Below are 25,400 nucleotides of genomic sequence, written 5' to 3'. Positions count from 1 at the left end.
AGTGGTTCCTTAAATTCGGTTTCTAGTGCGCGATGGCATTAAACGGTGAAGGCATCTTGCAGCAGTTTTTCCTGCTGCTCGGCGTGCATCGAAGCGTAACCACAAGCGGGTGCTGCCGAAGCATCACGACCGGCGTACTCGAGGACCAGGTCCTTGTTGTGACGGGTCAGGATACGACGCATGTGGTGTTGGCTGCTGTACCAGGCGCCCTGGTTCATCGGCTCTTCCTGGCACCACACCACATCCTTGAGATTGGTGTACGGCGCGAGGATTTCGACCAGGTCGTCTTCAGGGAACGGATACAGCTGCTCGATACGCACGATGGCGATATCTTCGCGGCCTTCGGCACGGCGTTTTTCCAGCAGATCGTAGTAGACCTTGCCGCTGCACAGGACCAGACGAGTGACGTTTTTCGGATCGAGGGTATCGATTTCCGGGATCACGGTCTGGAACGAGCCTTCGGCCAGTTCTTCCAGGGTCGAGATGGCCAGCTTGTGGCGCAGCAGCGACTTCGGCGTCAGCACGATCAGCGGCTTGCGCAGCGGACGGATGACCTGACGACGCAGCAGGTGGTAGATCTGAGCCGGAGTAGTCGGTACGCAAACCTGGACGTTGTGCTCGGCGCACAGCTGCAGGTAACGCTCCAGACGTGCCGAGGAGTGCTCAGGCCCCTGCCCTTCATAACCGTGTGGCAGCAGCATGGTCAGACCGCAAAGACGACCCCACTTGTGCTCGCCGCTGGTGATGAACTGGTCGACAACTACCTGGGCCCCGTTGGCGAAGTCGCCGAACTGCGCTTCCCAGATTACCAGTGCGTTTGGCTGGGTGGTCGAGTAGCCGTATTCGAATGCCAGGACCGCTTCTTCGGACAGGAACGAATCGTACAGGTCGAAACGTGGCTGGCCTTTGTAGAGGTTCTGCAGCGGGATATAGGTGCTGGCGTCCTTCTGGTTGTGCAACACCGCGTGGCGGTGAGAGAAGGTGCCGCGGCCGATATCCTGACCGGTCATGCGGATCGGGTGACCTTCGAATGCCAGGGTGGCGTAGGCCATGGTTTCGGCGTAGCCCCAGTTGATCGGCAAGCCACCGGCCTGCATCTTCTGGCGGTCTTCGTAGATCTTCGAAACCTGGCGCTGAACCACGAAGCCTTCCGGCAGTTCCAGCAGCTTGGCCGACAGTTCCTGCAGGGTCTTGAGGTCGAAGCGGGTGTCGTGACGCGCGGTCCAGGCGTGGCCCAGATACGGACGCCAGTCAACGAACAGCTCTTTGTTCGGCTCTTTGACCAGGCTTTTTACCACATGCAGGCCGTTGTCCAGCGCGTTGCGGTACTCGTCGACCTTGGCCTGGACGCGCTCGGCGTCAAGACGACCCGATTGGGTCAGGGCGTCGGCGTACAGCTCGCGGGTGGTGCGCTGCTTGGCGATCTGCTGGTACATCAGCGGCTGGGTGCCGTTCGGCTCGTCGGCCTCGTTGTGGCCGCGACGACGGTAGCAGACCAGGTCGATGACCACGTCACGCTTGAACTGCATGCGGTAATCGACGGCCAGCTGGGTCACGAACAGCACCGCTTCCGGATCATCACCGTTGACGTGCAGGATCGGCGCCTGAATCATCTTGGCGACGTCGGTGGCGTACTCGGTGGAACGCGAGTCCAGCGGGTTGCTGATGGTGAAACCAACCTGGTTGTTGATCACGATGTGCACGGTACCGCCGGTCTTGAAACCGCGGGTCTGCGACATCTGGAAGGTTTCCATGACCACGCCTTGACCGGCGAATGCCGCGTCACCGTGGATGGAAATCGGCAGTACCTTGTCGCCAACGGTGTCGTTGCGACGGTCCTGACGGGCACGTACCGAACCTTCAACCACTGGCGAGACGATTTCCAGGTGCGAAGGGTTGAACGCCATGGCCAGGTGAACTTCGCCACCGGCGGTCATCACGTTGGACGAGAAGCCCTGGTGGTATTTCACGTCACCGGAGCCCAGCTCGACCTTCTTCTTGCCTTCGAACTCGTCGAACAGATCGCGCGGGTTCTTGCCGAAAGTGTTGACCAGCACGTTGAGACGGCCGCGGTGGGCCATGCCGATGACAACTTCCTTGGTACCGTAGGAACCGGAGCGCTGGATCAGCTCGTCCAGCATCGGAATCAGGCTCTCGCCGCCTTCCAGGCCGAAACGCTTGGTGCCCGGGTATTTGGTACCCAGGTATTTTTCCAGACCCTCAGCGGCGGTGACGCGCTCGAGCAGGTGGCTCTGAATATCCGCGGAGAAGACTGGACGCCCACGCACGCTCTCCAGACGCTGCTGGAACCAGCTGCGCTGCTCGGAGTCGACGATGTGGGTGAATTCGGCGCCAATGGTGCGGCAATATGTCTGCTGCAAAGCGTCGAAGATTTCGCGTAGGCTCGCTTCCTCTTTGCCGATGAACAGGTCGCCGGCACGGAAGGTCGTATCAAGATCGGCATTGGTCAAGCCGTAATGATTGATCGACAGGTCTACTGGCGCAGGGCGCTGCCACAACCCCAGGGGGTCGAGCTTCGCGGCTTGGTGGCCGCGCATACGGTAGGCCTGGATCAGTCGCAGAACTTCAACCTGCTTCTTCTCGTGTTCACTGCTCACGCTCCCGGCGGAAACCGGTTGGGCGCGGCGCTGGTTCTTTGCCAGCAGTACGAAATGGTCGCGGATTGTAGAGTGCGATACATCGGTAGCGGTGCTGCCTTCGGCGGGCAACTTCTGGAAGTAAGTGCGCCACTCTTCTGGCACAGCGTTAGGGTCGTGCAGGTAAAGCTCGTAGAGCTCTTCCACATATGCAGCGTTACCACCTGAAAGGTGGGCGCTATCCCACATGCGCTGCATCACGCTTTCTTGCATGCTTGGTCACCCTCGGTTAGGGGACGGATCGGCAAGAGCCACAGCACGCCTGGAAAAGTCCTAATGCAGCGACCCAACCAAGCCACCAAGGATCCTACAGATTTTCCGGGTACCAGCCCGGAAGCCCCTGCTGGTCTCATATCTTCATAGGTAAAAGCTTGGGCTTTGTGGGCCCGAGCTCGGGTTTCACCTTGGTGCGGGCAAGGGCCCGCACCTTGGCGTACTACGGGTACAACACTTTTAAAATCAGGTACCGCTTTGCAGCAGCATGTTACGTACGTGACCGATGGCCTTGGTCGGATTCAGACCTTTAGGGCAAACGTTTACGCAGTTCATGATGCCGCGGCAACGGAACACGCTGAACGGGTCATCCAGCGAAGCCAGACGCTCCTGGGTCTTGGTGTCACGACTGTCGGCCAGGAAACGATAGGCCTGCAGCAGTGCAGCTGGACCGAGGAACTTGTCCGGGTTCCACCAGAACGACGGGCAGGAAGTCGAGCAGCAAGCGCACAGAATGCACTCGTACAGACCGTCCAGCTTTTCACGCTCTTCCGGCGACTGCAGGCGCTCGATGGCCGGAGCCGGCGTGTCGTTCTGTAGGAATGGCTTCACCTTCTCGTACTGCTTGTAGAAGATGCTCATATCGACGACCAGGTCACGAATGACCGGCAATCCAGGCAAAGGGCGGACGATCAGCTTGTTGCGCTTGACCACAGCCGAAAGCGGCGTGATGCAGGCCAGACCGTTCTTGCCGTTGATGTTCATGCCATCGGAACCGCAAACACCTTCACGGCAGGAGCGACGATACGAGAAACCTTCGTCCTGCTCTTTGATCAGTGCCAATACATCGAGAACCATCAGGTCCTTGCCGCCGGTATCGACCTGGAACACCTGCATCTTGGGTGCCGAGTCGGTATCGGGGTTGTAACGATAAACTTCGACTTGCAACATTGTGGCCACCCTTAGTAAGTCCGGACTTTAGGCTCGAACGCCGGAACGGTTTTCGGCGCGAAGTTGACGGCGCGCTTGGCGACGCGCTTCTCACCCGGGAAGTACAGGGTGTGGCACAGCCAGTTTTCGTCGTCACGGTCTTCGAAGTCTTCACGGGCGTGCGCACCGCGGGACTCTTTACGGACTTCTGCAGCGATTGCAGTGGCTTCAGCGACTTCCAGCAGGTTCTGCAGCTCCAGCGCTTCGATACGCGCGGTGTTGAAGGCCTGGGACTTGTCGTTGATCTTGACGTTGGCGATACGCTCGCGCAGACCGGCCAATTGCTCGATACCCTTCTGCATGTATTCGCCAGTGCGGAATACACCGAAGTAGTTCTGCATGCAGCTCTGCAGCTCGCGACGCAGGGTAGCCACGTCTTCACCGGTGTTGCGCTCGTTGAGCTTGTTCAGGCGGCTCAGGGCAACATCGATGTCGGTGTCGCTGGCGTCGAGGTATTCGATACCGTCGCTCAGCGCTTTTTCCAGGTGCAGGCCGGCAGCACGACCGAAGACCACCAGGTCGAGCAGCGAGTTGCCGCCCAGGCGGTTGGCACCGTGAACCGATACGCACGCCACTTCACCTACCGCGAACAGACCCGGGATGATGTGATCAACGCCATCGGCGTCCTGGGTCATCGCCTGGCCATGGATGTTGGTGGCAACGCCGCCCATCATGTAGTGGCAGGTTGGAACAACAGGAACCGGCGCGACCACAGGGTCGACGTGAGCGAAGGTCTTGGACAGTTCACAGATACCTGGCAGGCGGCTGTGCAGTACTTCTTCACCCAGGTGGTCAAGCTTGAGCATCACGTGGTCGCCGTTAGGGCCACAGCCGTTGCCGGCGATGATCTCTTTAACCATGGAACGGGCCACAACGTCACGACCAGCAAGGTCTTTGGCGTTAGGCGCGTAACGTTCCATGAAACGCTCGCCGTGCTTGTTGATCAGGTAACCGCCTTCACCACGGCAACCTTCAGTGACCAGTACACCAGCGCCGGCGATGCCGGTCGGGTGGAACTGCCACATCTCGATATCCTGGACCGGAACGCCTGCACGCAGGGCCATGCCGATACCGTCACCGGTATTGATCAGGGCGTTGGTGGTGGAGGAGTAGATACGGCCTGCACCGCCAGTGGCCAGAACGGTGGCCTTGGCCTTGATGTACAGGGTTTCGCCGGTCTCGATGCAGATTGCGATCACACCGACGAACGCGCCTTCCTGGTTCTTCACCAGGTCAACTGCGTAGTACTCGTTGAGGAAGGTGGTACCTGCCTTCAAGTTGCCCTGGTACAGGGTGTGCAGCAGCGCGTGACCGGTACGGTCGGAAGCGGCGCAGGTACGGGCGGCCTGGCCACCTTTACCGAAGTCCTTGGACTGACCGCCGAACGGACGCTGGTAGATACGGCCTTGTTCGGTACGCGAGAACGGCAGACCCATGTGGTCCAGCTCGAACACGGCAGCAGGGCCTTCCTGACACATGTATTCGATAGCGTCCTGGTCACCGATGTAGTCGGAACCCTTGACGGTATCGTACATGTGCCAGCGCCAGTCATCGTTCGGGTCGGCCGAAGCGATGGCACAGGTGATGCCACCCTGGGCCGATACAGTGTGCGAACGGGTCGGGAAGACCTTGGTGATCACGGCAGTCTTGTGACCGCCCTGAGCCAGCTGCAGCGCAGCGCGCATGCCGGCACCGCCACCACCAATGATGATGGCGTCGAATGTAATCGTAGGAATGTTAGCCATGAATCAGATACCCCAGAGAATCTGCACACCCCAGACGAAGTACGCGAACATCGCGACACCACATACCGCCTGGAACAGGAAACGTACGGCAGTCGCCGACTTGCCCAGCGCCATCGGCGTCAGGTAGTCGGTGGCAATGGTCCACATGCCGACCCAGGCGTGAGCGCCCAGGGCTACAAGGGCCAGCAGACTGAAGATACGCATCGCGTTGTTGGAGAACAGAGCGTGCCACTGGGCAAACTCGATGCCCGGGTGCGCGACCAGGTATCCGATCAGGAAAATGAAATAAGCCGCGAGAACGACCGCAGAAACGCGCTGCGCCATCCAGTCATAGAGGCCCGAACGCGAGAGGTTCGTGACGTTGGTTACCATATCCAAACTCCTGCCAGCACGATCACCACCACGGAGACGGCGATGATAATTTTCGAGCCCAGTCGGCCGCCTTCCAGCGTTTCACCGATGCCCATGTCCATGATCAAGTGGCGCACACCGGCTACCAAGTGATACAGCAAGGCGGACAGGAGGCCCCATGCCACGAACTTGGCCAGCGGACTGGTCAAGCATGCCTTCACCTCGGCGAAACCTTCCTCCGAACCCAGGGATTTGCCCAATGCATAAAGCATGAAGCCAAGGCCCAGGAAGAGGATGATGCCGGAAACACGGTGAAGAAATGACGTAACGCCGGTAATGGGGAGTTTGATGGTCCTTAGGTCTAGGTTTACAGGTCGTTGGCTTTTCACGGCTTTTTTCACACTGAAGAGCCCCTAGCAAGCAGGGCAAAGTTGTTGGTAAGTGTACTGGTCAGGTACCCACCACCCAGGGAGTGACGACCCCAGCAACACGGGCTTGCAAGCCCCTGGCGGTCGGGGGCCGATTATAGACAGTTAGGCTACTAATGACAACGCAGACACCTAGCCCAAATAGCGCATTGCCTTTAGCCAACAAAAGGCGTAAACGGGCGGTAATTTCGAGGAAAAACAGCGCCCAAAGCCCTTTACAACCGTGCTTTAGGCAAATTGACATTCGAATTTATCTCACTATAGTGGTGCGGGCCCTGCGTGGGGGGTCTGTCTGATGATTTCAAGCATTAATAGGAGGCCACATGGCTGACAAAAAAGCGCAGTTGGTCATCGAGGGCGCAGCCCCCGTCGAGCTGCCCATTTTAACCGGCACCGTTGGTCCCGATGTTATCGACGTTAGAGGGTTGGGGGCCACGGGTCACTTCACTTTCGACCCTGGTTTCATGGCGACCGCATCCTGCGAGTCGAAGATCACTTATATCGACGGCGACAAGGGTATCCTGCTGCACCGCGGCTATCCGATCGAGCAACTGGCCGAAAAATCCGACTACCTCGAGACCTGCTACCTGCTGCTCAACGGCGAATTGCCGAATGCCGAGCAGAAGGCCCAGTTCGTCAGCACCGTGAAGAACCACACCATGGTTCACGAGCAGTTGAAGTCCTTCTTCAACGGCTTCCGCCGCGACGCCCACCCGATGGCCGTCATGTGCGGCGTGGTTGGCGCCCTGTCGGCGTTCTACCACGACTCTCTGGACATCAATAACCCGCAGCACCGCGAAATCTCCGCGGTTCGCCTGGTCGCCAAGATGCCGACCCTGGCGGCGATGGTGTACAAGTACTCCATGGGCCAGCCCATGATGTACCCGCGCAACGACCTGTCGTACGCGGAAAACTTCCTGCACATGATGTTCAACACCCCGTGCGAGATCAAACCGATCAGCCCGGTACTGGCCAAGGCAATGGACCGGATCTTCATCCTCCACGCCGACCACGAGCAGAACGCATCGACCTCCACCGTCCGTCTGGCCGGCTCGTCGGGCGCCAACCCGTTCGCCTGTATCGCTGCCGGTATCGCTGCACTGTGGGGCCCTGCCCACGGCGGCGCCAACGAAGCCGTGCTGACCATGCTCGATGAAATCGGCGATGTCTCGAACATCGACAAGTTCATCGCCAAGGCCAAGGACAAGAACGATCCGTTCAAGCTGATGGGCTTCGGTCACCGCGTTTACAAGAACCGCGACCCGCGCGCCACCGTGATGAAACAGACCTGCGACGAAGTCCTGCGCGAGCTGGGCATCAAGAACGATCCGCAGCTGGAACTGGCCATGCGCCTGGAAGAGATCGCCCTCACCGATCCTTACTTCATCGAGCGCTCGCTGTACCCGAACGTCGACTTCTACTCGGGGATCATCCTCAAGGCGATCGGCATTCCAACCAGCATGTTCACCGTGATCTTCGCCCTGGCGCGGACCGTCGGCTGGATTTCGCACTGGAAAGAAATGCTCTCCAGCCCTTACAAGATCGGCCGCCCTCGCCAGCTGTACACCGGCTACGAGTCGCGCGACATCGTCAAGCTGGAAGACCGCAAGTAAGCCCTTGGGCCGAAAACGAAAAAAGGCTGCCTTCGGGCAGCCTTTTTTATTGCGCTTTCATCGCGGTTAACGCCCCTGCAGGAGCGGGCTTACCCAGCGATTATCCAACAGTTAACCAATAGCCCCTGCTCGCCACAACTGTACTTACTATTTCTCAGCCTTCGCCTTCAACGCCTTCAAAGTATTGAACGGCGCATCCACCACAAACTTGTTGGCCACCATCGACGGCACGCTGCCGCCCGGCTCGGTATGCACCTGGTAAGTCACCTCGGTACCACCGTCTTTTGGCTGCAGCTTCCAGAAGCCATCAACCTTGGCCACCCGCACGAAGCCCTTCTCTTCCGGCAGGTATTTCGGCACACCTTCAAGCTTGCGGGTCAGGCTGCCATCGGCGGCCTCGGTAGTGGTGACATGCATGACCGAATCACGCGCAGTGACCGGCCACGGGGTATTGAACTGAGTGTAGGTCCAGCTCTGGTCACCCTCGGATTTCAGCAGCTTCTGCGACTTGCACTCATGGATCCAGGCGCAGGCACCGGCGACATCTTCCTGCAGGGCCCTGACCTTCGCCAGCGGCGCCTTGATAAAGGTTACCCCGCGATAGGCCTTGTAATCGGAACCGGCCACCTCACTGAGCTCGACCTTGATCCCGCCTTCGTTCTTGGCTTGCTTCCAGTCCTCGGCATGAGCCAGCGGCACCAGCACCGCACCAAGACCCAAAACCAGTGCCACTTGCTTAAACGATCCCATTCTCTTGTTCCTTATTGTCGAAGACCCGCGTTTCAAGCTGCCGTCATTTGCTCCAGCCATCCCAGGATCCTGATTGCCTCGTCGCGGTCGTTGCCGCAGGTGTCGGCCTCCGCCTTGAAACCACCGCACACCGCCGGACGCTCGGGCTTGCCGAACAAGCCACAGAGATTGGCAACCGACAGATGCAGGCAGCGCTCACCGGCAGGCTTGCCCTTGGGCATGCCCGGTATCGGCGAGCTGATGGAGGGCGCAATGCAGCAGGCGCCACAACCTTCACGGCAATTCATGACAACAGAATCCTCGGAGTAACAAATGATGAATGAACCCGGATAGTAACCGCTTAAACAGGTGTTTGAAATTGCTCGCAGGATGAAATATCAGCTTGAACGTGATGACCGAACAGTCAGTTCCACGCTACTGCTTGAACTCGAACTCGATTGCCGCACCCTCGACATCCTTGCGACTTTCGTTGCGCAGTTGCAGTTGCATTTCGTTGCTGATCAGCCGGCCATTGAGCTGGAACGGGCTATCGGACGGCGGCTTTTCACCGAACAGGTAGGGCAGCAAGGGCTTGGGCAGCGGCGCCTGCTCCTGGGTGTCGGGCTTGAGTTCCTTGACCATGCTGGAGGGCAGGCTCAGGTCGAGCTTGGCCTTGGGCAAGGGTGCCGGTGCCGCTTTGGCGTTTTTACGCGGGGTACGCTTGGTGGCCTTGGTGGTTGCCTTCTTGCGTACCGGTGGCGCTTTTGCCTGCTTTGGCTTGACCGCAGGCTTGGCGCTTTTCGTTGCAGGGGCTTTGCCGGCTGGCGCAGTTTCGGCCACAGCTGCCGAAGAGCAAGCCAAGCCACCGAGCAGGCACAGGGACAACCCGATACAACGCAACGCTTTCATAGGCACCGACGATTATCCCTGAAAATGCTTATGCTCCCCGTTCCTGACACGACTGGCAAGCCTAGAAAAAAGCGCCCGAGGCGGACTCCTGGCACAGTTGGCTGGCCAGCATGCCCAGGGTCATCACCGCCCGCTCCGCTTCACGGCTCCACGGGATGCCACAGTTCAGGCGAATGCAGTGGTTGAACTGCTCGGTGTTACTGAAGATCAACCCCGGGGCGATACTGATGCCCTGCTGCAGCGCGCGCACATGCAACTCCTGGGTATTGACCCGCCCCGGCAGGCTGACCCAGAGAATGAAGCCGCCAGTTGGCCGGGTCATCTGCGTGCCTTCCGGGAAGTGCTGCTGTACCGCCAATTGGTAGGCACTGAGATTCTTCCGGTACTCCTGACGGATGTAGCGCAAGTGCCGGTCGTAACCGCCATTCTCCAGGTAGGACGCCACCCCCATCTGCGTCACGCTGCAGGCTGAATGGGTGGTGAAGGTCTGCAAACGCTGGATTTCCGCCTGATACTTGCCAGCGACCATCCAACCGATCCGCACACCTGGCGACAGGGTCTTGGAAAAGCTGGAGCAATAGATCACCCGCCCCAACCGATCAAAGGCCTTGAGCGACTTGGTCTTGCCCTGCTCGAACATCAGTTCGCCATAAATGTCGTCTTCAACGATCTGAATGTCGAAATCCGAGGCCAGGCGCAGCAACTGTTTCTGCCGGTCTTCCGGAATGGTGCCGCCCAGCGGATTGCTCAGGCGCGCGGTCAACACCAGCGCCTTGATCGACCACTGGTTGGCCGCCAGCTGCAGCGCCTCGAGGCTGATACCGGTGGACGGATCACTGGGGATTTCGATCACTTTCAGCCCGAGCAGGTCGGCCAGCTGCAGCAAGCCGTAGTAGGTCGGCGACTCGGCGGCGATCAGGTCGCCCGGCCGGGTCAGCACCCGCAGCGACATCTGCAGGGCATCGACGCAGCCATGGGTGACCACCACTTCACTGGGGTCGACCACCACGCCGGCATCGCGCATGCGTATGGCGATCTGCCGACGCAACGGCTCGAAACCCGGGCTGAACATGTAGCTGAAGGCCCGCGGGCTATGAAAGCGGGTGACCTTGGCCAACTGCTGGTGCAGCGCCCGCACGGGCAAATAATCGACATGGGGTACCGCCGCGCCGAAGGGGAACACCCCGTCGCGCCGAGCTTCGGTCAGAACCTGCTGGATGATGCTGCTGCGCGTCACCAGGCCGGGGCGCTCGACCCGGGCGATGTCCGGCGTCTGCGCAGTCAGGGCGGGTGTCTGGTGTACGTAGTAGCCGGACTGCGGCCGCGCGCGAATCAGGCCCTGGTCTTCGAGGTTGGCATAGGCCTGCAGCACGGTGGCATGACTGACATTGAGCTGCGAGCTCATCTTGCGCACCGACGGCACACGCTCACCTGGCTGATACACACCGCGGCGAATATCTTCGGCCAGTTGCTGGGCGATGCGCTGGTAGAGCAACAGGTTGGTCATGATCAGTTCTCGACACGCAGGCAATGTAGTTGTTTTTGTACGGCTGTTTCGAGCAAGAATACCGGAACAGTTGCGAAGTGTACTGGGACAGATTGCAGAATAGTCGACAATACAGTTGCGTGACAGAGGCAGGGGTGTGCCATTTGTCACAACCAGGGTGGGGATGTTGAGGCTGCGAGCTTATCCATTCGATGTGGCGCCGCTGCTGGCCCCTTCCGCCCTTACGGCGGGTCCCTTTTGTTCTTGGCAAAAGGAACCAAAACCGCTCGCTCCCGCATACGGCCCTACGCTGCGCTCCGGGTTCCTTCGCTACGGTGCCTCCTGAAGTCGCGAAGTTACGGGCGGCGCCTGCACTGGCGTATCTGCGAAAGCAGATGTTGGCGCAGCCAGGCTGACGCAGGAGCGGGACAAGCCCGCTGGTAAAACGAGTACCAACTTGCTTGATCTTGATCTTGATCTTGATGTTCATGCACGCATTTCCAGGCGCCGCGAAAAGCGACTTCAGGAGGCCGAGCGTAGGTGCCTGTAGGGGCGGTGCGCAGCACCTTCGGCGTCAGCCGAAGACGCGAGACGTAGACTTGGCGTAGCAAGTCGTAGGCCGCGATGCCCCGGAAGGTGCCGTAGCGAGGGGACCCGAAGCGCAGCGTAGGGCCGTATGCAGGAGCAAGCGGTTTTGCCTACCTTTTCCCAAGAGAAAAGTAGGCCGCCGTAAAGGCGGAAGGGGCCGGCAGCCGCACCACACCGAATGGATAAGCCCGCAGTTTCAAAAACCCAACCCAAGCTCCTGAAGAGCCATAAAAAACCCGGAGAGGGACACTCACCGGGTTTCTTCATCTATTACTCAGCGTGCGGCGCCGAGCTTGCCTTTTTCGTCGGAGAAGACGATCTCGACCCGACGGTTCTGCGCCCTGCCCCGCTCCGAGGCGTTAGCCTCGACCGGATACTGGTCGCCGTACCCTTCGACCTGGATGCGCTTTTCATCGACACCCAGATCGATCAGCATGTCGGCCACTGCCTGAGCCCGATCACGGGAGAGCTTGAGATTGTCTTCCGGCGCACCGGTACTGTCGGTGTAACCCTCGATACGCACGACCCGCTTGGGGTTGAGCTGGAGGAACTGCACCAGCTTGAGCACGGTACGGCTGGCGGAGTTCTTCAGCTCCGCATGGCCGGTATCGAACAGCACGTCGCCCAGGGTCATGACCAGACCACGGTCGCTCTGCTCAGTGGCCAGGCTGACGATCTGCGCCTCCAGCCACTTGCCCTGCTGCTGTACGCTGGCAAGCTTGGCTTCGCGCAGGGCCAACTGCAGGCGCTGACGCTCGAGCTCAAGTTTGGCCAGGCGCTCCTGATTGAGGACCAGGTTGCTGTGCTCGCGGGCAATGTCGCTGTAGCGCTGGCTCAGGTAGGCATAGTGGCGCACATCGGCACCGGTCCCCAGATAACTGGACAGGCGCTCGGCACGGGCCAGCGATTCACCGGCACGGATCACGTCACGCGGCGCACTGCGCAACACGTCGGAATCGTCCTTGACCGTCTGGAACTTGGCCGTGGCCTCATCCAGCGCCGTCTCGCTGCGCTGGCTGGCGCAGCCCTGCAGGCCCACTACCCCGACCAACAATAATGCCGCCAAAGGTTTGATCGAACTCACCGCTGCTCTCCCAACTGTTTACGCAGGCGATTGACCCGCGACTGCAGCAAGTCCAGCTGCTCCTTGCTCTTGACCGTCAGCACCTGGGCCTCGGCCAGGCGTGCATCGAGCTCGGCCTGCTCGGCGCGCATGCGCGCGTCGCGATAGGATTCGCTGGTCATGTTGGCGCGGGCGCGGGCCAGTTTGTCTTCAGCCAGCTTCAGCTCTGCCACTTCATCGGTGGCACCAACGGCCTTGGCCTGCTCCAGCGCCTGTTCGGACAGGCGTAGCTGTTCATTGGGGGCCGGGTCATTGGCGCATCCGGCCAGTGCCAGCAGCGCCAGGGCGGCGAATAGTGAATGAGTTCTCACGCAATCTTCCTACTGTTTAGGGGCATCCAGCGGTGCCTGCATCTGCGCTTTCCAGCGCTCGACATTACGTTGCAGTACCGCTTGGGACACGCCGGAGGCCGGCAATTCTGTCAGTTTTTTTGCCAGTTGTCCGCGTAACCAGGCGTCATTGCATGCCGAATTATGCGACAGCGCCAGGTACAGCCCAGGGCGGTCCAGGGGCAAGCCGCGGGCAATCAGCTCGTTGCTCATGCCCAGGGTCTGGGCCATGGCCATGCCGGCGTAGCGACCGGCCAGCACATAGTCGACCTGGCCGAGCAGCAGTTTCTGAAATGCCTGGGTCAGGTTCTGCGCCGGCGCCAGCTTCAACTGACTCTTGGCGTAGGCGGAAAATTCGGGTGTCAGCCGGGCTTTCTCCGACACACTGCCTTGATGCTCGTGCAAATCGGACAAGGTGTTGTAAACCAGTGGCGAATCGTGACGAGTCCAGACCACGTATTCATTGCTCAGCAACGACGGGTGAACATAGTCGACGGTGGTCAGTTCGGCCACCGCGAAGGGTGAATCGATCAACAGATCGACGCGCCCGCTGCGCACCTCTTCCAACGCCTGACTGCGGGTACCGCTGTCGAGGACTTCAATCTTCAGGCCCAACTCGCCGGCAACCTGCCTGAACAGGTCGACGTTGGCGCCAATCAGGTGCTTGGGATCCTGCGGGTCGCGCCATGAATACGGCGGGGCATCGGGGCTTCCGGTGGCCACCAGCCGCTCGCATTTACCCACCGCCCAGGCCTGCAATGGCATCAGCACCGCAGCAGCCACCAGCGCCGTGTTTATCCGGCCACGCCATCCCATGCAACGACTCCCTGATCTTTTTAGCCCGAATGAAAAAGCCCGGTCCGCCGGGCTGTGCAAGGCTGGCCTGCACAGCCCGAACGGACCGGGCTCTTTTATAAGTGAAGCGGCTGGATTAAACCAGCTTCTCCAGCTCAGGGATGGCTTCGAACAGGTCAGCCACCAGGCCGTAGTCGGCCACCTGGAAGATCGGCGCTTCTTCATCCTTGTTGATCGCAACGATCACTTTGGAGTCTTTCATGCCGGCCAGGTGCTGGATCGCGCCGGAGATACCGACGGCGATGTACAGCTGTGGTGCAACGATCTTGCCGGTCTGACCGACCTGCATGTCGTTGGGTACGAAACCTGCGTCGACCGCAGCGCGCGAAGCGCCAACGGCTGCGCCGAGCTTGTCGGCCAGGGCGTACAGGTGCTTGAAGTTTTCACCGTTCTGCATGCCGCGACCGCCGGAAACGACGATTTTGGCAGCGGTCAGCTCAGGACGGTCGGACTTGGCCAGCTCTTCGCCAACGAACGCCGATTTGCCAGCGTCGTGGGCAGCAGCGACGGCTTCAACAGCAGCCGAACCACCTTCGGCGGCAACGGCGTCGAAGCCGGTGGAACGCACGGTGATGACCTTGACGGCAGCGTTCGATTGCACGGTGGCAATGGCGTTACCGGCGTAGATCGGACGCTTGAAGGTGTCAGCCGATTCAACCGAGATGATCTCGGAGATCTGGTCGACGTCCAGCAGCGCGGCAACGCGTGGCAGGATGTTCTTGCCGTTGGAGGTGGCAGGTGCCAGCACGTGGCTGTAGCCCTTGCCCAGCTCGGCTACCAGCGGCGCGACGTTCTCTGGCAGCTGGTGAGCGTAGGCGGCGTTGTCGGCAACCAGGACCTTGGCAACGCCGGCGATCTTGGCGGCAGCTTCAGCGACGCCACCGACGTTCTGGCCAGCGACCAGCACGTGGATGTCGCCACCGATCTTGGCGGCAGCAGCAACAGTGTTCAGGGTGGCCGGGGCAACGGCACCTTTTTCGTGTTCAGCGATAACCAGGATAGTCATTTAGATTACCTTCGCCTCGTTCTTCAGTTTCTCGACCAGTTCAGCAACCGACTTGACCTTGATACCGGCGCTGCGGGCAGCCGGCGCTTCGACTTTCAGGGTCTTGTTGGTGGAGGCGGTAGAAACGCCCAGCGCGTCTGGAGTAACGGTCTCCAGCGGCTTCTTCTTGGCCTTCATGATGTTCGGCAGCGACGCGTAGCGTGGCTCGTTCAGGCGCAGGTCGGTGGTGACGATGGCTGGCAGGTTCAGCGCAACGGTCTGCAGACCGCCGTCAATTTCACGGGTGACGTTGACCTTGTCGCCAGCAACCTCGACCTTGGAGGCGAAGGTGCCCTGGGCGTAACCGCTCAGCGCAGCCAGCATCTGGCCGGTCTGGTTGTTGTCGCTGTCGATGGCTTGCTTGCCAAGGATTACCAGCTGCGGTTGCTCTTTGTCGACCACTGCCTTGAGCAGCTTGGCCACGGCCAGCGAAGTCAGCTCTTCAGCCGATTCGACCAGGATGGCGCGGTCGGCACCCAGTGCCAGGGCAGTACGCAGTTGCTCCTGGGCAGTGGCCGGGCCGACGGTAACGACGACGATCTCGCTCGCAACACCCTTCTCTTTCAGGCGTACGGCTTCTTCTACGGCGATTTCGCAGAAGGGGTTCATGGACATCTTGACGTTAGCAAGGTCGACGCCGGAGTTGTCCGCCTTGACGCGAACCTTGACGTTATAGTCGACCACTCGTTTGACAGCTACAAGAACCTTCATGGATTCCTCGTTACTCTCCGGTGAAAAGAATGTCGCCTGGGGCAAACCCGGCGATTGCGCGTGGGTACAAGGGCACCTCTAAAAACGATCACAGGTGGACGAATTTAACCCTGACCCAGCAGTCTCGATTCGGCCTGTCAGTTGCAAAACCCGTGGGGCATTATTTGTCGTGGCGTGTAAACTCCACTACAAAGCGGGTTGTGGCGTAACTGCCCTGCTTTTCGCCTGGTTTTTAGGGGTGCTCCTGCATCCGACGGTCAGCCTACGGCGAGCGCAAAACCGCTCGTATCTTGACCGTAACGCCCAATCCGGTCAATACGGCAAACCGGTCAGCTTCAAGCCGCGCTTCTTTGATTTTACTGGCCTGCGGCAAATTCAAACAAACGTTTGTATTGGACCCCGCGAGTGGTGTAGATATAATGCGCGGCCAAGAGAAAGCGGTGTAGTCCGTCATCGCTCGAGCTACAGCCCGAGCGTCTGAAAAATGACCGCCTGACACCCGCCAACAAAGAAAAACCGATGAGCCTTGAGTAGGAGAGAACCTGTGGAACGCGAATACATGGAATTCGACGTGGTCATTGTCGGCGCTGGCCCGGCTGGCCTGTCCGCCGCCTGCCGACTGAAGCAGAAGGCCGCCGAAGCCGGTAACGAAATCAGCGTCTGCGTGGTCGAGAAAGGCTCGGAAGTCGGCGCCCACATCCTCTCCGGTGCGGTGTTCGAACCGCGCGCCCTGAACGAACTGTTCCCGGACTGGAAAGAGCTCGGCGCCCCGCTCAACACCGAAGTCAAACGCGACGACATCTATGTGCTCAAGGATGCTGGCAGCTCGATCAAGGTCCCTGACCTGTTCGTGCCCAAGACCATGCACAACGAGGGCAACTACATCATCTCCCTGGGCAACCTGTGCCGCTGGCTGGCCCAGCAGGCCGAGAACCTGGGCGTGGAAATCTACCCGGGCTTCGCCGCCCAGGAAGCACTGTTCGACGAAAACGGCGTGGTCCGCGGGATCATCACCGGCGACCTGGGTGTCGACCGTGAAGGCAATCCCAAAGAAGGCCTGTACACCCCGGGCATGGAGCTGCGCGGCAAGTACACCCTGTTCGCCGAAGGCTGCCGGGGCCATATCGGCAAGCAACTGATCAAGCGCTTCAACCTCGACAGTGAGTCCGACGTTCAGCACTACGGTATCGGCCTCAAGGAAATCTGGGAAGTCGACCCGTCCAAGCACGAGCAAGGCCTGGTGGTGCACACCGCCGGCTGGCCGCTGGACGTGATAAGCGCCGAGAACACCGGCGGCTCGTTCCTCTATCACCTGGAAAACAACCAGGTGGTGGTCGGCCTGATCGTCGACCTGTCCTACAGCAACGCCTACCTGTCGCCGTTCGATGAGTTCCAGCGCCTCAAGCACCACCCGGTGATCAGCAAGTACCTCGATGGCGGCAAACGCATCAGCTATGGCGCCCGCGCCATCAGCAAAGGCGGCCTGAACTCGCTGCCGAAGATGGTCTTCAACGGTGGCGCGCTGATCGGTTGTGACCTGGGTACCCTGAACTTCGCCAAGATCAAGGGCAGCCACACCGCGATGAAGTCCGGCATGCTCGCCGCCGAAGCGGTGGCCGACGCCCTGCTGGCCGGCAGCGAAGGCGGCGACCAGCTCAACAGCTACGTCGAAGCGTTCAAGGCCAGCTGGCTGCATGAAGAGTTGTTCGCCAGCCGTAACTTCGGCCCGGCCATGCACAAGTTCGGCCCGATCTTCGGTGCGGCGTTCAACTACGTCGACCAGAACTGGTTCGGCGGCAAGCTGCCGTTCACCCTGCGCGACACCAAGCCGGACTACGCGTGCCTGAAGCTGGCCGCCGACTCGAAAAAAATCGACTATCCAAAACCGGATGGCAAGCTGAGCTTCGACAAGCTGAGCTCGGTGTTCCTCTCCAGCACCAACCATGAAGAAGAGCAGCCGTGCCACCTGAAACTGGCCGATGCGAGCATCCCGATCGGCACCAACCTGCCGCTGTACGACGAGCCGGCCCAGCGTTACTGCCCAGCGGGCGTGTACGAAGTGGTCACTCAGGAAGACGGCAGCAAGCGCTTCCAGATCAACGCCCAGAACTGCGTGCACTGCAAGACCTGTGACATCAAGGACCCTTCGCAGAACATCACCTGGGTCACCCCGGAAGGTGCCGGCGGCCCGACTTACCCGAACATGTAAGTCTGCCGGTAAATAAAAAAGCCCCCTCGCCGTTGTGGCCAGGGGGCTTTTCAATGGCCGCAATTCAGCAGCGTACAGCTTCGTCCTCGAAGGTAGTCGCTTCTCGCGCACCGAAGTACATCGCCGTCAGCAAGCCCACCGCCCCCATGATCAGACAGAAGCCCACGCACACCCATGGGCTCCACGGCATCAGGGCAATCAGCAGCAACGGAGTGGTACTCGCCCACAAGGCGTAGGCAATGTTGTAGGTGAAGGAAATGCCCGACACCCGAATCTGCGCCGGAAACAGCCCGACCATCACCGACGGCACTACCCCGACTACCCCACAGGCCAGGCCGGCCAAGGCGTAGGCCGCGCCGGTCCAGCCCCAACCACCGACCAGACTGGCATAGAGGCCGGCAATACCCAGTGGCAGCAGCAGGCTGTAGATCATCAAGGCACGCCAGGCGCCGATACGGTCGACCAGCAAGCCTGCCAGCACGCAGCCGATATTGAGGAAGACGATGCCCATGCTGCTCAAGGCGAAGGTGTGCCCGGCGCTCATGCCAAAGCGCTGTTGCATCACCGTCGGGGTGATGACTACCAGCACCACTACGGCCGAGGTCAGCACGCAGGTCAGCAGCGCCGCGGGGATCAAGGCGCGGCGATGTTCACGCAAGACGGTACGCAAGGGAAAAGCGGGCGGCTGCTCACGCCGCTCGCGCAAGGCCAGGAACACCGGTGTTTCGCTCAACCAGCGGCGCAGCCACACACCGATCACGCCAAACACGCCGCCGAGCAGAAATGGATAACGCCAGGCGTAATCGAGGATTTCCTGCGGGCTGAACAGTTGCGCCAGCGCCGTGGCGGTCAGGGCGCCGAGCAGGTAGCCGAAGGTCAGCCCCGCCTGCAGGAAGCCCAGGGCATAACCGCGCCGCCCGGCTGGCGCATGCTCGGCGACGAAGGTCCAGGCGCTTGGCACCTCGCCCCCTACCGCCGCGCCCTGAAGGATGCGCAAGGCCAAAAGGATCAGCGGCGCCGCGTAGCCGATATCGGCGTAGGTGGGCATCACACCGATCAGCAGGCACGGCAAGGCCATCATCAGGATACTCAGGCTGAACACCCGCTTGCGTCCCAGGTGGTCGGCAAAATGGGCCATCAGGATGCCGCCCAGCGGCCGCGCCAGGTAACCGGTGACGAAGATGCCGAAGCTCTGCAACAAACGCAGCCATTCGGGCATCTGCGGTGGGAAAAACAACTGGCTCAAGGTCAGGGCGAAGAACACGAAGATGATGAAATCGTAGATCTCCAGCGCCCCGCCCAGGGCTGCCAGGCCCAGGGTCTTGTGGTCGCTGCGCGACAGCCGCAGCGGGCGCGCAGGGTCAGTGGCAGTCATAGAGGTATCCGCAAGTGATCGGAGCCTGCGCGATCGCACGCGTCAGGGCAAACGCCAGAGGATAGCAAAAGCCGCCCGGCCATACCCAGCGCAAAGGCCGGTCCAGGCTCAGGATTGACGGGAAAACGCGGTCTGGGCGAAGTTCATCCGCCGCGGGGCATAGCCCTGGAGGGGGGCGTGCTCGGGGATGCCGGGCAGGCGCCCGATCACTTGGGGCGAGTCGATGATGTTCATGAAGGACTGAATGGTCTCGTTGTCCGGGACCTTGGGCAGGCTGATATTCACCGCCCGGCGCTGGTTATCGGGAATCGAGGGGATCTTCAAATGTTGCGACTCGTACAACAAGGCGTGCTGGATCTGTGGATTGACCCGGCAAAACCGCTCCAGGTCGACCCCGGCATGGCTGGCCAGGTCGATATTGCCCAGCAGCAGATTGAACGGTTGCAGTGCGCTCTGCACCAGACGCTGCAAATCTTCGAAGCTCTCGACCGGAGCGATGCGGTAATAGCCCATGCCATTGAGCATCCGCTCCAGTTGCAGCAACTGGATCGGGTGCTCGTCGGCAATCAGGATCCGCAGCGATTTGTTCGGCATCGTTTATGACCAAGGCTGAGAGCGTTAACGACGTTCCTTGACCATACTGCGCCAGATCATCAATTGCAGGCTATTGGCGGGCACTTCGCCAGATAAAGGGTCTTTACTGATAGTTGTCGGGAAATCGACATAAATCAAGCAGCGCCCCTACGGAATTTTCACAAATTCCCACGCACATCGCCTACTGCGACTCCCAATCGCGCATGCGCAGCCGGCAGTGTTTCATGGCGTTAACAATATGCTTTTCCACCACACTGCGCGAAATACCCAGGCGCTCGGCGATCTGCGGATGCGACAAGCCATCGAGCTTGCGCAACAGGAAACTTTCTCGGCAAGGCTGGCTGAGTTCGGCCAGGGCACGCTGCATCAACTCCAGGCGCTGGTTCAGGTCCATGCTCTGGGACGGCGCGGGGGAAAAGAAACGTTCATCGCTGTCGAGCACTTCAAGCGGCTCGACCTGACGCAGCAGGCCACGCCGATGGCCATCGATCACCAGGTTCAGGGCTGTGCGGTAGAGAAACGCCCGCGGGTGTTCGATTTCACTGCCACCGCTGCGTTCAAGCACGCGGATGTAGGCATCGTGAGCAATGTCTTCGGCTGCCTGCCGATTTCCCAGACGAGCACAAAGGAAACTCACCAGTTCGCGATAGTAGTTTTCCAACACAGCACCTGACCGCGACATCGAAGGGAATTCTCTGACTCAAGGGTGAGCGGATAAGGATGATGGCAGTATGCAATAATACAAATTATAATTATTCTCAGCAAGCTCAGAACCATTCCCGGTAAATTCTGCGCTAATCACCTCGTTTATCTGGGAGCTTCCCGTGCCTGTCGTGATAGGGCGACAGGCTGTAACCACGGGCCACTCTTTCTGGCTGGAAACCCCGCATGAGACGCTTCTCCAACACCCGTCGCCTGTTGCTCTGCGGCCTGGGCCTGCTCAGCCTGGGCGCCCTGCTCGCCTGGAAAACCCTGCCCACTGGCGGCGACCCGCACAGCACGGTAGCAGTGACCCGCGGCGATATCGAAAGCAGTGTCACCGCCCTGGGCACTCTGCAACCCAGGCGCTACGTAGATGTCGGTGCGCAAGCGTCCGGACAAATCCGCAAGCTGCATGTAGAAGTGGGCGATCAGGTCAAGGAAGGTCAATTGCTGGTGGAAATCGATCCCTCGACCCAGCAGGCAAAACTCGATGCCGGGCGTTTCTCGATCGACAACCTCAAGGCCCAGCTCGATGAGCAGAAAGCCCAGTACCAACTGGCCGAGCAACAGTACCAGCGCCAACGCCACCTGGCTGCCGGGGGCGCGACCCGCAATGAAGACGTGCAAAGCGCCCAAGCCCAGCTCAAGGTGACCCAGGCGCGCATCGACATGTACCGCGCACAGATCCGCCAGGCACAGGCCAACCTGCGTAGCGACGAAGCCGAACTGGGGTACACGCGGATCTACGCACCGATGTCCGGCACCGTGGTCGCCGTTGATGCCCGCGAAGGCCAGACCCTCAACGCCCAGCAGCAAACTCCGCTGATCCTGCGCATTGCCAAGTTATCGCCGATGACCGTATGGGCTCAGGTCTCCGAAGCCGATATCGGTCATGTCAAACCTGGCATGCCGGCCTACTTCACCACCCTGGCCGGCGGCAAGCGCCGCTGGACCAGCAACGTGCGGCAAATCCTGCCGGTGCCGCCAAAACCCCTGGACCAGTCCAGCCAGGGCGGCGGCAGTCCGAACAGTTCCAGTGGCAGTGGCGCCAGCAGCAAAGTGGTGCTGTACACCGTGTTGCTTGATGTCGACAACCCGGACAACGCCCTGATGGCGGAGATGACCACCCAGGTGTTCTTTGTCGCCGGGCAGGCCAGCAAGGTCCTGACGGTGCCGGTAGCGGCACTGGATGAACACGCCGATGGCAATGACCTGCGCATCGCCCAGGTGCTCGACAGCAACGGCAAGGTCAACCAGCGCCAGGTGCGCACCGGATTGAGCGACCGCCTGCGGGTGCAGGTGCTCGACGGCCTGGCCGAAGGCGAGCGCCTGCTGATCGGCGCACCTGCCGCGAGCGGGGGTTGAATGTCCACACCCCTGATTGAACTGCGCGATATCCGCAAGTCCTATGGCGGCGTCGATACGCCCAAGGTTGAGGTGGTCCGCGGCATCAGCCTGGCCATCCACCCCGGCGAGTTCGTTGCCATTGTCGGCGCCTCCGGCTCCGGCAAGTCGACACTGATGAACATCCTCGGCTGCCTGGACCGCCCCACTTCGGGCAACTATTACTTCGCCGGCAAGGACGTCGCCGAGCTCGACAGCGATGAGCTGGCCTGGCTGCGCCGCGAAGCTTTCGGTTTCGTCTTCCAGGGTTATCACCTGATTGCCTCGGGTTCGGCGCAGGAGAACGTCGAGATGCCGGCGATCTACGCCGGCACGCCCGCCGTCGAGCGCCATGCCCGCGCCGCTGCCTTGCTCGACCGCCTGGGCCTGGCCAGCCGTACCGGCAACCGTCCGCACCAATTATCCGGCGGCCAGCAGCAACGGGTGTCGATTGCCCGTGCGCTGATGAACGGCGGACACATCATCCTTGCCGACGAACCGACCGGCGCGCTGGACAGCCAGAGCGGTGCCGAGGTCATGGCTCTGCTTGACGAACTGGCCAGTCAGGGTCATGTGGTGATCCTGATTACCCACGACCGCGAAGTTGCAGCGCGGGCCAACCGGGTCATCGAGATTCGTGACGGCCTGGTGCTCAGTGACTCGGCGGCATCGCAAAACAGCCCTGCCCCCACCGCCCCTGGCTTGCAGGCCGAAGACCTGCGCCAGCGCCTGGATCAGGGCGCAACCGCAAGCGGCGCCTGGAAAGGCGAGCTGGTCGAAGCCCTGCAGGCGGCGTGGCGGATCATGTGGATCAACCGCTTCCGTACTGCCCTGACCCTGCTCGGAATCGTCATCGGCGTAGCCTCGGTGGTGGTCATGCTGGCGGTCGGCGAAGGCAGCAAGCGCCAGGTCATGGCGCAGATGGCCGCCTTCGGCTCGAACATCCTTTATCTCAGCGGCAGCGCGCCCACCTTGCGCGAACCGGCTGGCGTCATCACCCTCAATGACGTTGCCGCGGTGTCCAGCCTGCCCCAGGTGAAGATGATCATGCCGGTGATCGGCAACTCGTTGATGGTGCGCTACGGCAACAACAACCAGCAGTTCTATGTCGGCGGCAACAACACCTACTTCTCCGAGATCTTCAACTGGCCGGTGGTCGAGGGCAGCTTCTTCACCGAAGCCGACGAACAGAGCGCGGCGGCCGTGGCGGTCATCGGCCAGAAAGTGCGCGAGAAACTCTTCGGTGCCGGTATTGATCCCATCGGCCAGTACATCCTGGTCGAGAACGTGCCCTTCCAGGTGGTAGGCATTCTCGCCGGCAAAGGCGCAAGCTCGGGCGATCAGGACAGCGACGAGCGTATCGTGGTGCCCTACTCGGCCGCCGCCATCCGCCTGTTCGGCAGCCGCGACCCGGAGTACGTGACCATCGCCGCCGCCGATTCACGCCGGGTTGCCGACACCGAAGCGGCCATCGACCGCTTGATGCGCAAGCTCCACCACGGCAAGCACGACTACGAACTGACCAACGATGCCGCACTGATCCAGGCTGAAGCGCGCACCCAGAACAGCCTGTCACTGATGCTTGGCTCGATCGCCGCGATCTCGTTGCTGGTCGGCGGCATCGGGGTGATGAACATCATGTTGATGACCGTGCGCGAGCGCACCCGCGAGATCGGTATCCGCATGGCCACCGGTGCGCGCCAGCGCGACATACTGCGCCAGTTCCTCAGTGAAGCGGTGCTGCTGTCGATGGTCGGCGGCGTCACCGGCATTGCCCTGGCGCTGTTGATTGGCGGCGTGTTGCTCCTGGCCGATATTGCCGTGGCCTTCTCCTTGCCCGCCGTGCTCGGCGCCTTTGCCTGTGCAGTGATCACCGGCGTGGTGTTTGGTTTCATGCCGGCCCGCAAAGCCGCCCGCCTCGACCCGGTCAAAGCCCTAACCAGCGAATAATCCATGAACCTGCCCAGCCGTCTCAGTTTCCTGTCGATCAGTTTGGTGCTTGCCGCCTGCACGTCGACCGCCCCTACACTTTCGAGCGGCCTGCAGGCGCCAGCGCAGTGGCAAGGCCAGGCGACCAGCACCCCGCTGCCCCACGAGAACTGGTGGCGGCAGTTCTCCAGCCCCGCGCTTGATCAACTGATCGAACAGGCCAGGCGCAACAGCTTCGACCTGGCCGCTGCCGCAGCGCGTATTCGCCAGGCCCAGGCTTCGGCGGTCATTGCCGGCGCGCCGTTGTTGCCCGAGCTCAAGTTCGGCCTCGATGCCAGACGCCAACGCCTGCTGCATGGCAACGGCTTCGACCAGCTCGATGCCAGCAGTCGCGAACGCACCAGCACCTCGTTCGGCACCCGCTTGAGCGCCAGCTACGAAGTGGACTTCTGGGGCGGCAAGACTGCCGCACGCGACAGCGCCCTGTTCAACCTGGATGCCAGCCGTTTCGATCGCCAGACCGTCGAACTGACCCTGCTCAGCGGCGTCGCCAACAGCTACCTGCAGAGCCTGGCTCTGCGAGAGCAGGTGCATATTGCCCGCCTCAATCTGAGTAATGCCGAGGATGTCCTGCGCCTGGTCGAAACCCGCTATCAATCCGGCTCGGCCACCGCCCTGGAACTGGCCCAGCAACGCAGCCTGGTTGCCGGCCAGCAACGCCAGGTACCACTGTTCGAGCAGCAGTTGCAGGAGGCGCGCATCACCCTGGCGACCTTGCTCGGCGAGCCGGTGCAGGCGCTGCCCGCCCTTGAAGAATCGATCACCCGCCTGAACTGGCCGCAAATCGGCAGCGGGGTGCCCAGCGAGCTGCTTAGCCGCCGTCCGGATATTGCCACCGCCGAAGCCAGCCTGGCCGCCGCCCAGGCAGACGTGCGGGTGGCCCGCGCGGCGATGCTGCCGAGCCTGACCCTGGGCGCCGACCTGGGTTCAGGCGCCGATACCTTTGCCCAGGTGATGCGTAGCCCCTACTACACCTTGAGTGCCGGGTTGGCTGCGCCGATCTTCAACAACGGCCGCTTGCGCGCCGAACGCGACAAAGCCCGCGCCAAGCAGGATGAACTGCTGGAGAATTACCGCAGCAGCATCATCAACGGCTTTGCCGATGTCGAAAGGGCCATCAATGGCATCAGTGGCGTCGACCAGCAGCGCCAGTCGCAGGATGAGGAAGTGGAGCAGGCGCAGATCGCTTTCAGACTGTCTGAGCGACGCTACCAGGCGGGTGCCGAGACCCTGCTGACAGTACTGGAAACCCAACGCACGCTGTATCAAGCCCAGGACCAGCAGGTACAACTGCGCCTGGCCCGGTTGCAAGGCAGCGTGGCGCTGTACAAGGCATTAGGTGGCGGATGGCAGGTGGTTCGCTAAATCATTGACCT

The 25,400-nt window shown here is 60.9% G+C and carries 22 protein-coding genes; 5 read left to right on the top strand and 17 right to left on the bottom strand.

Annotation, left to right across the window (positions count from 1 at the left end; all coding sequences use genetic code 11):
- Nucleotides 1–38: 38 nt before the first annotated feature.
- The 5 genes from JV241A_RS13855 to sdhC all read right to left on the bottom strand — a co-directional run bounded on the left by JV241A_RS13855 (nt 39) and on the right by sdhC (nt 6,357).
- Nucleotides 39–2,870 (bottom strand): 2-oxoglutarate dehydrogenase E1 component, encoded by a 2,832-nt coding sequence (locus tag JV241A_RS13855; RefSeq protein ID WP_115087943.1) that lies wholly within the window; start codon nt 2,868–2,870, stop codon nt 39–41.
- A gap of 246 nt (nt 2,871–3,116) precedes the next feature.
- Nucleotides 3,117–3,821, bottom strand: coding sequence for a succinate dehydrogenase iron-sulfur subunit (locus tag JV241A_RS13850; protein ID WP_010224678.1), 705 nt, complete (start codon nt 3,819–3,821; stop codon nt 3,117–3,119).
- An 11-nt stretch (nt 3,822–3,832) separates the two neighbouring features.
- Nucleotides 3,833–5,605, bottom strand: coding sequence for a succinate dehydrogenase flavoprotein subunit (sdhA, locus tag JV241A_RS13845; protein WP_010224679.1), 1,773 nt, complete (start codon nt 5,603–5,605; stop codon nt 3,833–3,835).
- 3 nt (nt 5,606–5,608) lie between these two features.
- Nucleotides 5,609–5,977 carry a succinate dehydrogenase, hydrophobic membrane anchor protein gene (gene sdhD, locus JV241A_RS13840; protein WP_028945358.1) on the bottom strand — a complete coding sequence of 123 codons (369 nt, stop codon included), beginning with the start codon at nt 5,975–5,977 and terminating at the stop codon, nt 5,609–5,611.
- The gene (sdhC, locus tag JV241A_RS13835) at nt 5,971–6,357 is read right to left on the bottom strand and encodes a succinate dehydrogenase, cytochrome b556 subunit (RefSeq protein ID WP_174242293.1); all 387 of its coding nucleotides are present in this window, start codon (nt 6,355–6,357) and stop codon (nt 5,971–5,973) included. The genes sdhD and sdhC overlap by 7 nt, the downstream gene beginning before the upstream one ends.
- A 350-nt stretch (nt 6,358–6,707) precedes the next feature.
- Between sdhC and gltA the strand changes: the two genes are divergently transcribed.
- Nucleotides 6,708–7,997 (top strand): citrate synthase, encoded by a 1,290-nt coding sequence (gene gltA / locus JV241A_RS13830; protein ID WP_010224685.1) that lies wholly within the window; start codon nt 6,708–6,710, stop codon nt 7,995–7,997.
- Between the two features lie 147 nt (nt 7,998–8,144).
- Here the strand turns inward: gltA and JV241A_RS13825 are convergent, their stop codons facing one another.
- The 9 genes from JV241A_RS13825 to JV241A_RS13785 form a co-directional block, all read right to left on the bottom strand.
- The gene (locus JV241A_RS13825; protein ID WP_134063077.1) at nt 8,145–8,747 is read right to left on the bottom strand and encodes an START domain-containing protein; all 603 of its coding nucleotides are present in this window, start codon (nt 8,745–8,747) and stop codon (nt 8,145–8,147) included.
- A 32-nt stretch (nt 8,748–8,779) separates the two neighbouring features.
- A complete protein-coding gene (locus JV241A_RS13820) occupies nt 8,780–9,034 on the bottom strand; it encodes a YkgJ family cysteine cluster protein (protein WP_115087945.1) in 255 nt (84 codons plus the stop codon).
- A 127-nt stretch (nt 9,035–9,161) separates the two neighbouring features.
- A complete protein-coding gene (locus JV241A_RS13815) occupies nt 9,162–9,635 on the bottom strand; it encodes a translation initiation factor 2 (RefSeq protein WP_115087946.1) in 474 nt (157 codons plus the stop codon).
- 61 nt (nt 9,636–9,696) lie between these two features.
- Nucleotides 9,697–11,142, bottom strand: a complete 1,446-nt coding sequence (locus JV241A_RS13810) for a PLP-dependent aminotransferase family protein (RefSeq protein WP_134063075.1) — start codon at nt 11,140–11,142, stop codon at nt 9,697–9,699.
- 841 nt (nt 11,143–11,983) lie between these two features.
- The gene (locus JV241A_RS13805; RefSeq protein WP_115087947.1) at nt 11,984–12,793 is read right to left on the bottom strand and encodes an OmpA family protein; all 810 of its coding nucleotides are present in this window, start codon (nt 12,791–12,793) and stop codon (nt 11,984–11,986) included.
- Nucleotides 12,790–13,143 carry a DUF4398 domain-containing protein gene (locus JV241A_RS13800; protein ID WP_115087948.1) on the bottom strand — a complete coding sequence of 118 codons (354 nt, stop codon included), beginning with the start codon at nt 13,141–13,143 and terminating at the stop codon, nt 12,790–12,792. The genes JV241A_RS13805 and JV241A_RS13800 overlap by 4 nt, the downstream gene beginning before the upstream one ends.
- 9 nt (nt 13,144–13,152) lie before the next feature.
- The gene (locus JV241A_RS13795) at nt 13,153–13,977 is read right to left on the bottom strand and encodes a transporter substrate-binding domain-containing protein (protein ID WP_115087949.1); all 825 of its coding nucleotides are present in this window, start codon (nt 13,975–13,977) and stop codon (nt 13,153–13,155) included.
- A gap of 115 nt (nt 13,978–14,092) precedes the next feature.
- The gene (locus JV241A_RS13790) at nt 14,093–15,022 is read right to left on the bottom strand and encodes an FAD-binding protein (RefSeq protein ID WP_115087950.1); all 930 of its coding nucleotides are present in this window, start codon (nt 15,020–15,022) and stop codon (nt 14,093–14,095) included.
- Nucleotides 15,023–15,772, bottom strand: coding sequence for an electron transfer flavoprotein subunit beta/FixA family protein (locus JV241A_RS13785; protein ID WP_010224703.1), 750 nt, complete (start codon nt 15,770–15,772; stop codon nt 15,023–15,025).
- A 544-nt stretch (nt 15,773–16,316) separates the two neighbouring features.
- Between JV241A_RS13785 and JV241A_RS13780 the strand changes: the two genes are divergently transcribed.
- Nucleotides 16,317–17,981 carry an electron transfer flavoprotein-ubiquinone oxidoreductase gene (locus tag JV241A_RS13780; protein WP_134063073.1) on the top strand — a complete coding sequence of 555 codons (1,665 nt, stop codon included), beginning with the start codon at nt 16,317–16,319 and terminating at the stop codon, nt 17,979–17,981.
- Nucleotides 17,982–18,045: 64 nt separating this feature from the next.
- Here the strand turns inward: JV241A_RS13780 and JV241A_RS13775 are convergent, their stop codons facing one another.
- The 3 genes from JV241A_RS13775 to JV241A_RS13765 all read right to left on the bottom strand — a co-directional run bounded on the left by JV241A_RS13775 (nt 18,046) and on the right by JV241A_RS13765 (nt 20,611).
- Nucleotides 18,046–19,356, bottom strand: coding sequence for an MFS transporter (locus tag JV241A_RS13775; protein WP_134063070.1), 1,311 nt, complete (start codon nt 19,354–19,356; stop codon nt 18,046–18,048).
- 108 nt (nt 19,357–19,464) lie between these two features.
- The gene (locus JV241A_RS13770) at nt 19,465–19,950 is read right to left on the bottom strand and encodes a histidine kinase (RefSeq protein WP_134063068.1); all 486 of its coding nucleotides are present in this window, start codon (nt 19,948–19,950) and stop codon (nt 19,465–19,467) included.
- Between the two features lie 181 nt (nt 19,951–20,131).
- Entirely contained in the window at nt 20,132–20,611 is a 480-nt protein-coding gene (locus tag JV241A_RS13765) for a sigma-70 family RNA polymerase sigma factor (protein ID WP_115087954.1), read from the bottom strand.
- A 227-nt stretch (nt 20,612–20,838) separates the two neighbouring features.
- Here JV241A_RS13765 and JV241A_RS13760 point away from each other — a divergent pair, with 227 nt between their 5' ends.
- Genes JV241A_RS13760 through JV241A_RS13750 form a run of 3 tightly spaced genes read left to right on the top strand, consistent with a single transcriptional unit; the run spans nt 20,839 to nt 25,389 of the window.
- Nucleotides 20,839–22,017, top strand: a complete 1,179-nt coding sequence (locus tag JV241A_RS13760) for an efflux RND transporter periplasmic adaptor subunit (protein WP_115087955.1) — start codon at nt 20,839–20,841, stop codon at nt 22,015–22,017.
- Complete coding sequence (locus JV241A_RS13755; RefSeq protein WP_115087956.1) at nt 22,018–23,985, top strand: MacB family efflux pump subunit; 1,968 nt, start codon at nt 22,018–22,020, stop codon at nt 23,983–23,985.
- A 3-nt stretch (nt 23,986–23,988) separates the two neighbouring features.
- Entirely contained in the window at nt 23,989–25,389 is a 1,401-nt protein-coding gene (locus tag JV241A_RS13750; protein ID WP_115087957.1) for an efflux transporter outer membrane subunit, read from the top strand.
- The last annotated feature ends 11 nt before the right edge of the window (nt 25,390–25,400 follow it).

Origin of the sequence: Pseudomonas sp. JV241A (assembly GCF_900275665.1) — a bacterium.
Lineage (GTDB): Bacteria > Pseudomonadota > Gammaproteobacteria > Pseudomonadales > Pseudomonadaceae > Aquipseudomonas > Aquipseudomonas wadenswilerensis.
Note: the sequence above shows the minus strand (reverse complement) of the source record. Positions and strands in the feature narration are given on the sequence as shown.

Bases quoted from the DNA above. Each gene is read 5' to 3' on its own strand.
- JV241A_RS13815 (WP_115087946.1), bottom strand. From the start codon at position 9,635: ATGAAAGCGTTGCGTTGTATCGGGTTGTCCCTGTGCCTGCTCGGTGGC.
- gltA (WP_010224685.1), top strand. From the start codon at position 6,708: ATGGCTGACAAAAAAGCGCAGTTGGTCATCGAGGGCGCAGCCCCCGTC.
- sdhA (WP_010224679.1), bottom strand. From the start codon at position 5,605: ATGGCTAACATTCCTACGATTACATTCGACGCCATCATCATTGGTGGT.
- JV241A_RS13775 (WP_134063070.1), bottom strand. From the start codon at position 19,356: ATGACTGCCACTGACCCTGCGCGCCCGCTGCGGCTGTCGCGCAGCGAC.
- JV241A_RS13750 (WP_115087957.1), top strand. From the start codon at position 23,989: ATGAACCTGCCCAGCCGTCTCAGTTTCCTGTCGATCAGTTTGGTGCTT.
- JV241A_RS13850 (WP_010224678.1), bottom strand. From the start codon at position 3,821: ATGTTGCAAGTCGAAGTTTATCGTTACAACCCCGATACCGACTCGGCA.
- JV241A_RS13810 (WP_134063075.1), bottom strand. From the start codon at position 11,142: ATGACCAACCTGTTGCTCTACCAGCGCATCGCCCAGCAACTGGCCGAA.
- JV241A_RS13770 (WP_134063068.1), bottom strand. From the start codon at position 19,950: ATGCCGAACAAATCGCTGCGGATCCTGATTGCCGACGAGCACCCGATC.
- JV241A_RS13790 (WP_115087950.1), bottom strand. From the start codon at position 15,022: ATGACTATCCTGGTTATCGCTGAACACGAAAAAGGTGCCGTTGCCCCG.
- JV241A_RS13785 (WP_010224703.1), bottom strand. From the start codon at position 15,772: ATGAAGGTTCTTGTAGCTGTCAAACGAGTGGTCGACTATAACGTCAAG.
- JV241A_RS13755 (WP_115087956.1), top strand. From the start codon at position 22,018: ATGTCCACACCCCTGATTGAACTGCGCGATATCCGCAAGTCCTATGGC.
- JV241A_RS13760 (WP_115087955.1), top strand. From the start codon at position 20,839: ATGAGACGCTTCTCCAACACCCGTCGCCTGTTGCTCTGCGGCCTGGGC.
- sdhD (WP_028945358.1), bottom strand. From the start codon at position 5,977: ATGGTAACCAACGTCACGAACCTCTCGCGTTCGGGCCTCTATGACTGG.
- JV241A_RS13855 (WP_115087943.1), bottom strand. From the start codon at position 2,870: ATGCAAGAAAGCGTGATGCAGCGCATGTGGGATAGCGCCCACCTTTCA.
- JV241A_RS13820 (WP_115087945.1), bottom strand. From the start codon at position 9,034: ATGAATTGCCGTGAAGGTTGTGGCGCCTGCTGCATTGCGCCCTCCATC.
- JV241A_RS13825 (WP_134063077.1), bottom strand. From the start codon at position 8,747: ATGGGATCGTTTAAGCAAGTGGCACTGGTTTTGGGTCTTGGTGCGGTG.
- JV241A_RS13795 (WP_115087949.1), bottom strand. From the start codon at position 13,977: ATGGGATGGCGTGGCCGGATAAACACGGCGCTGGTGGCTGCTGCGGTG.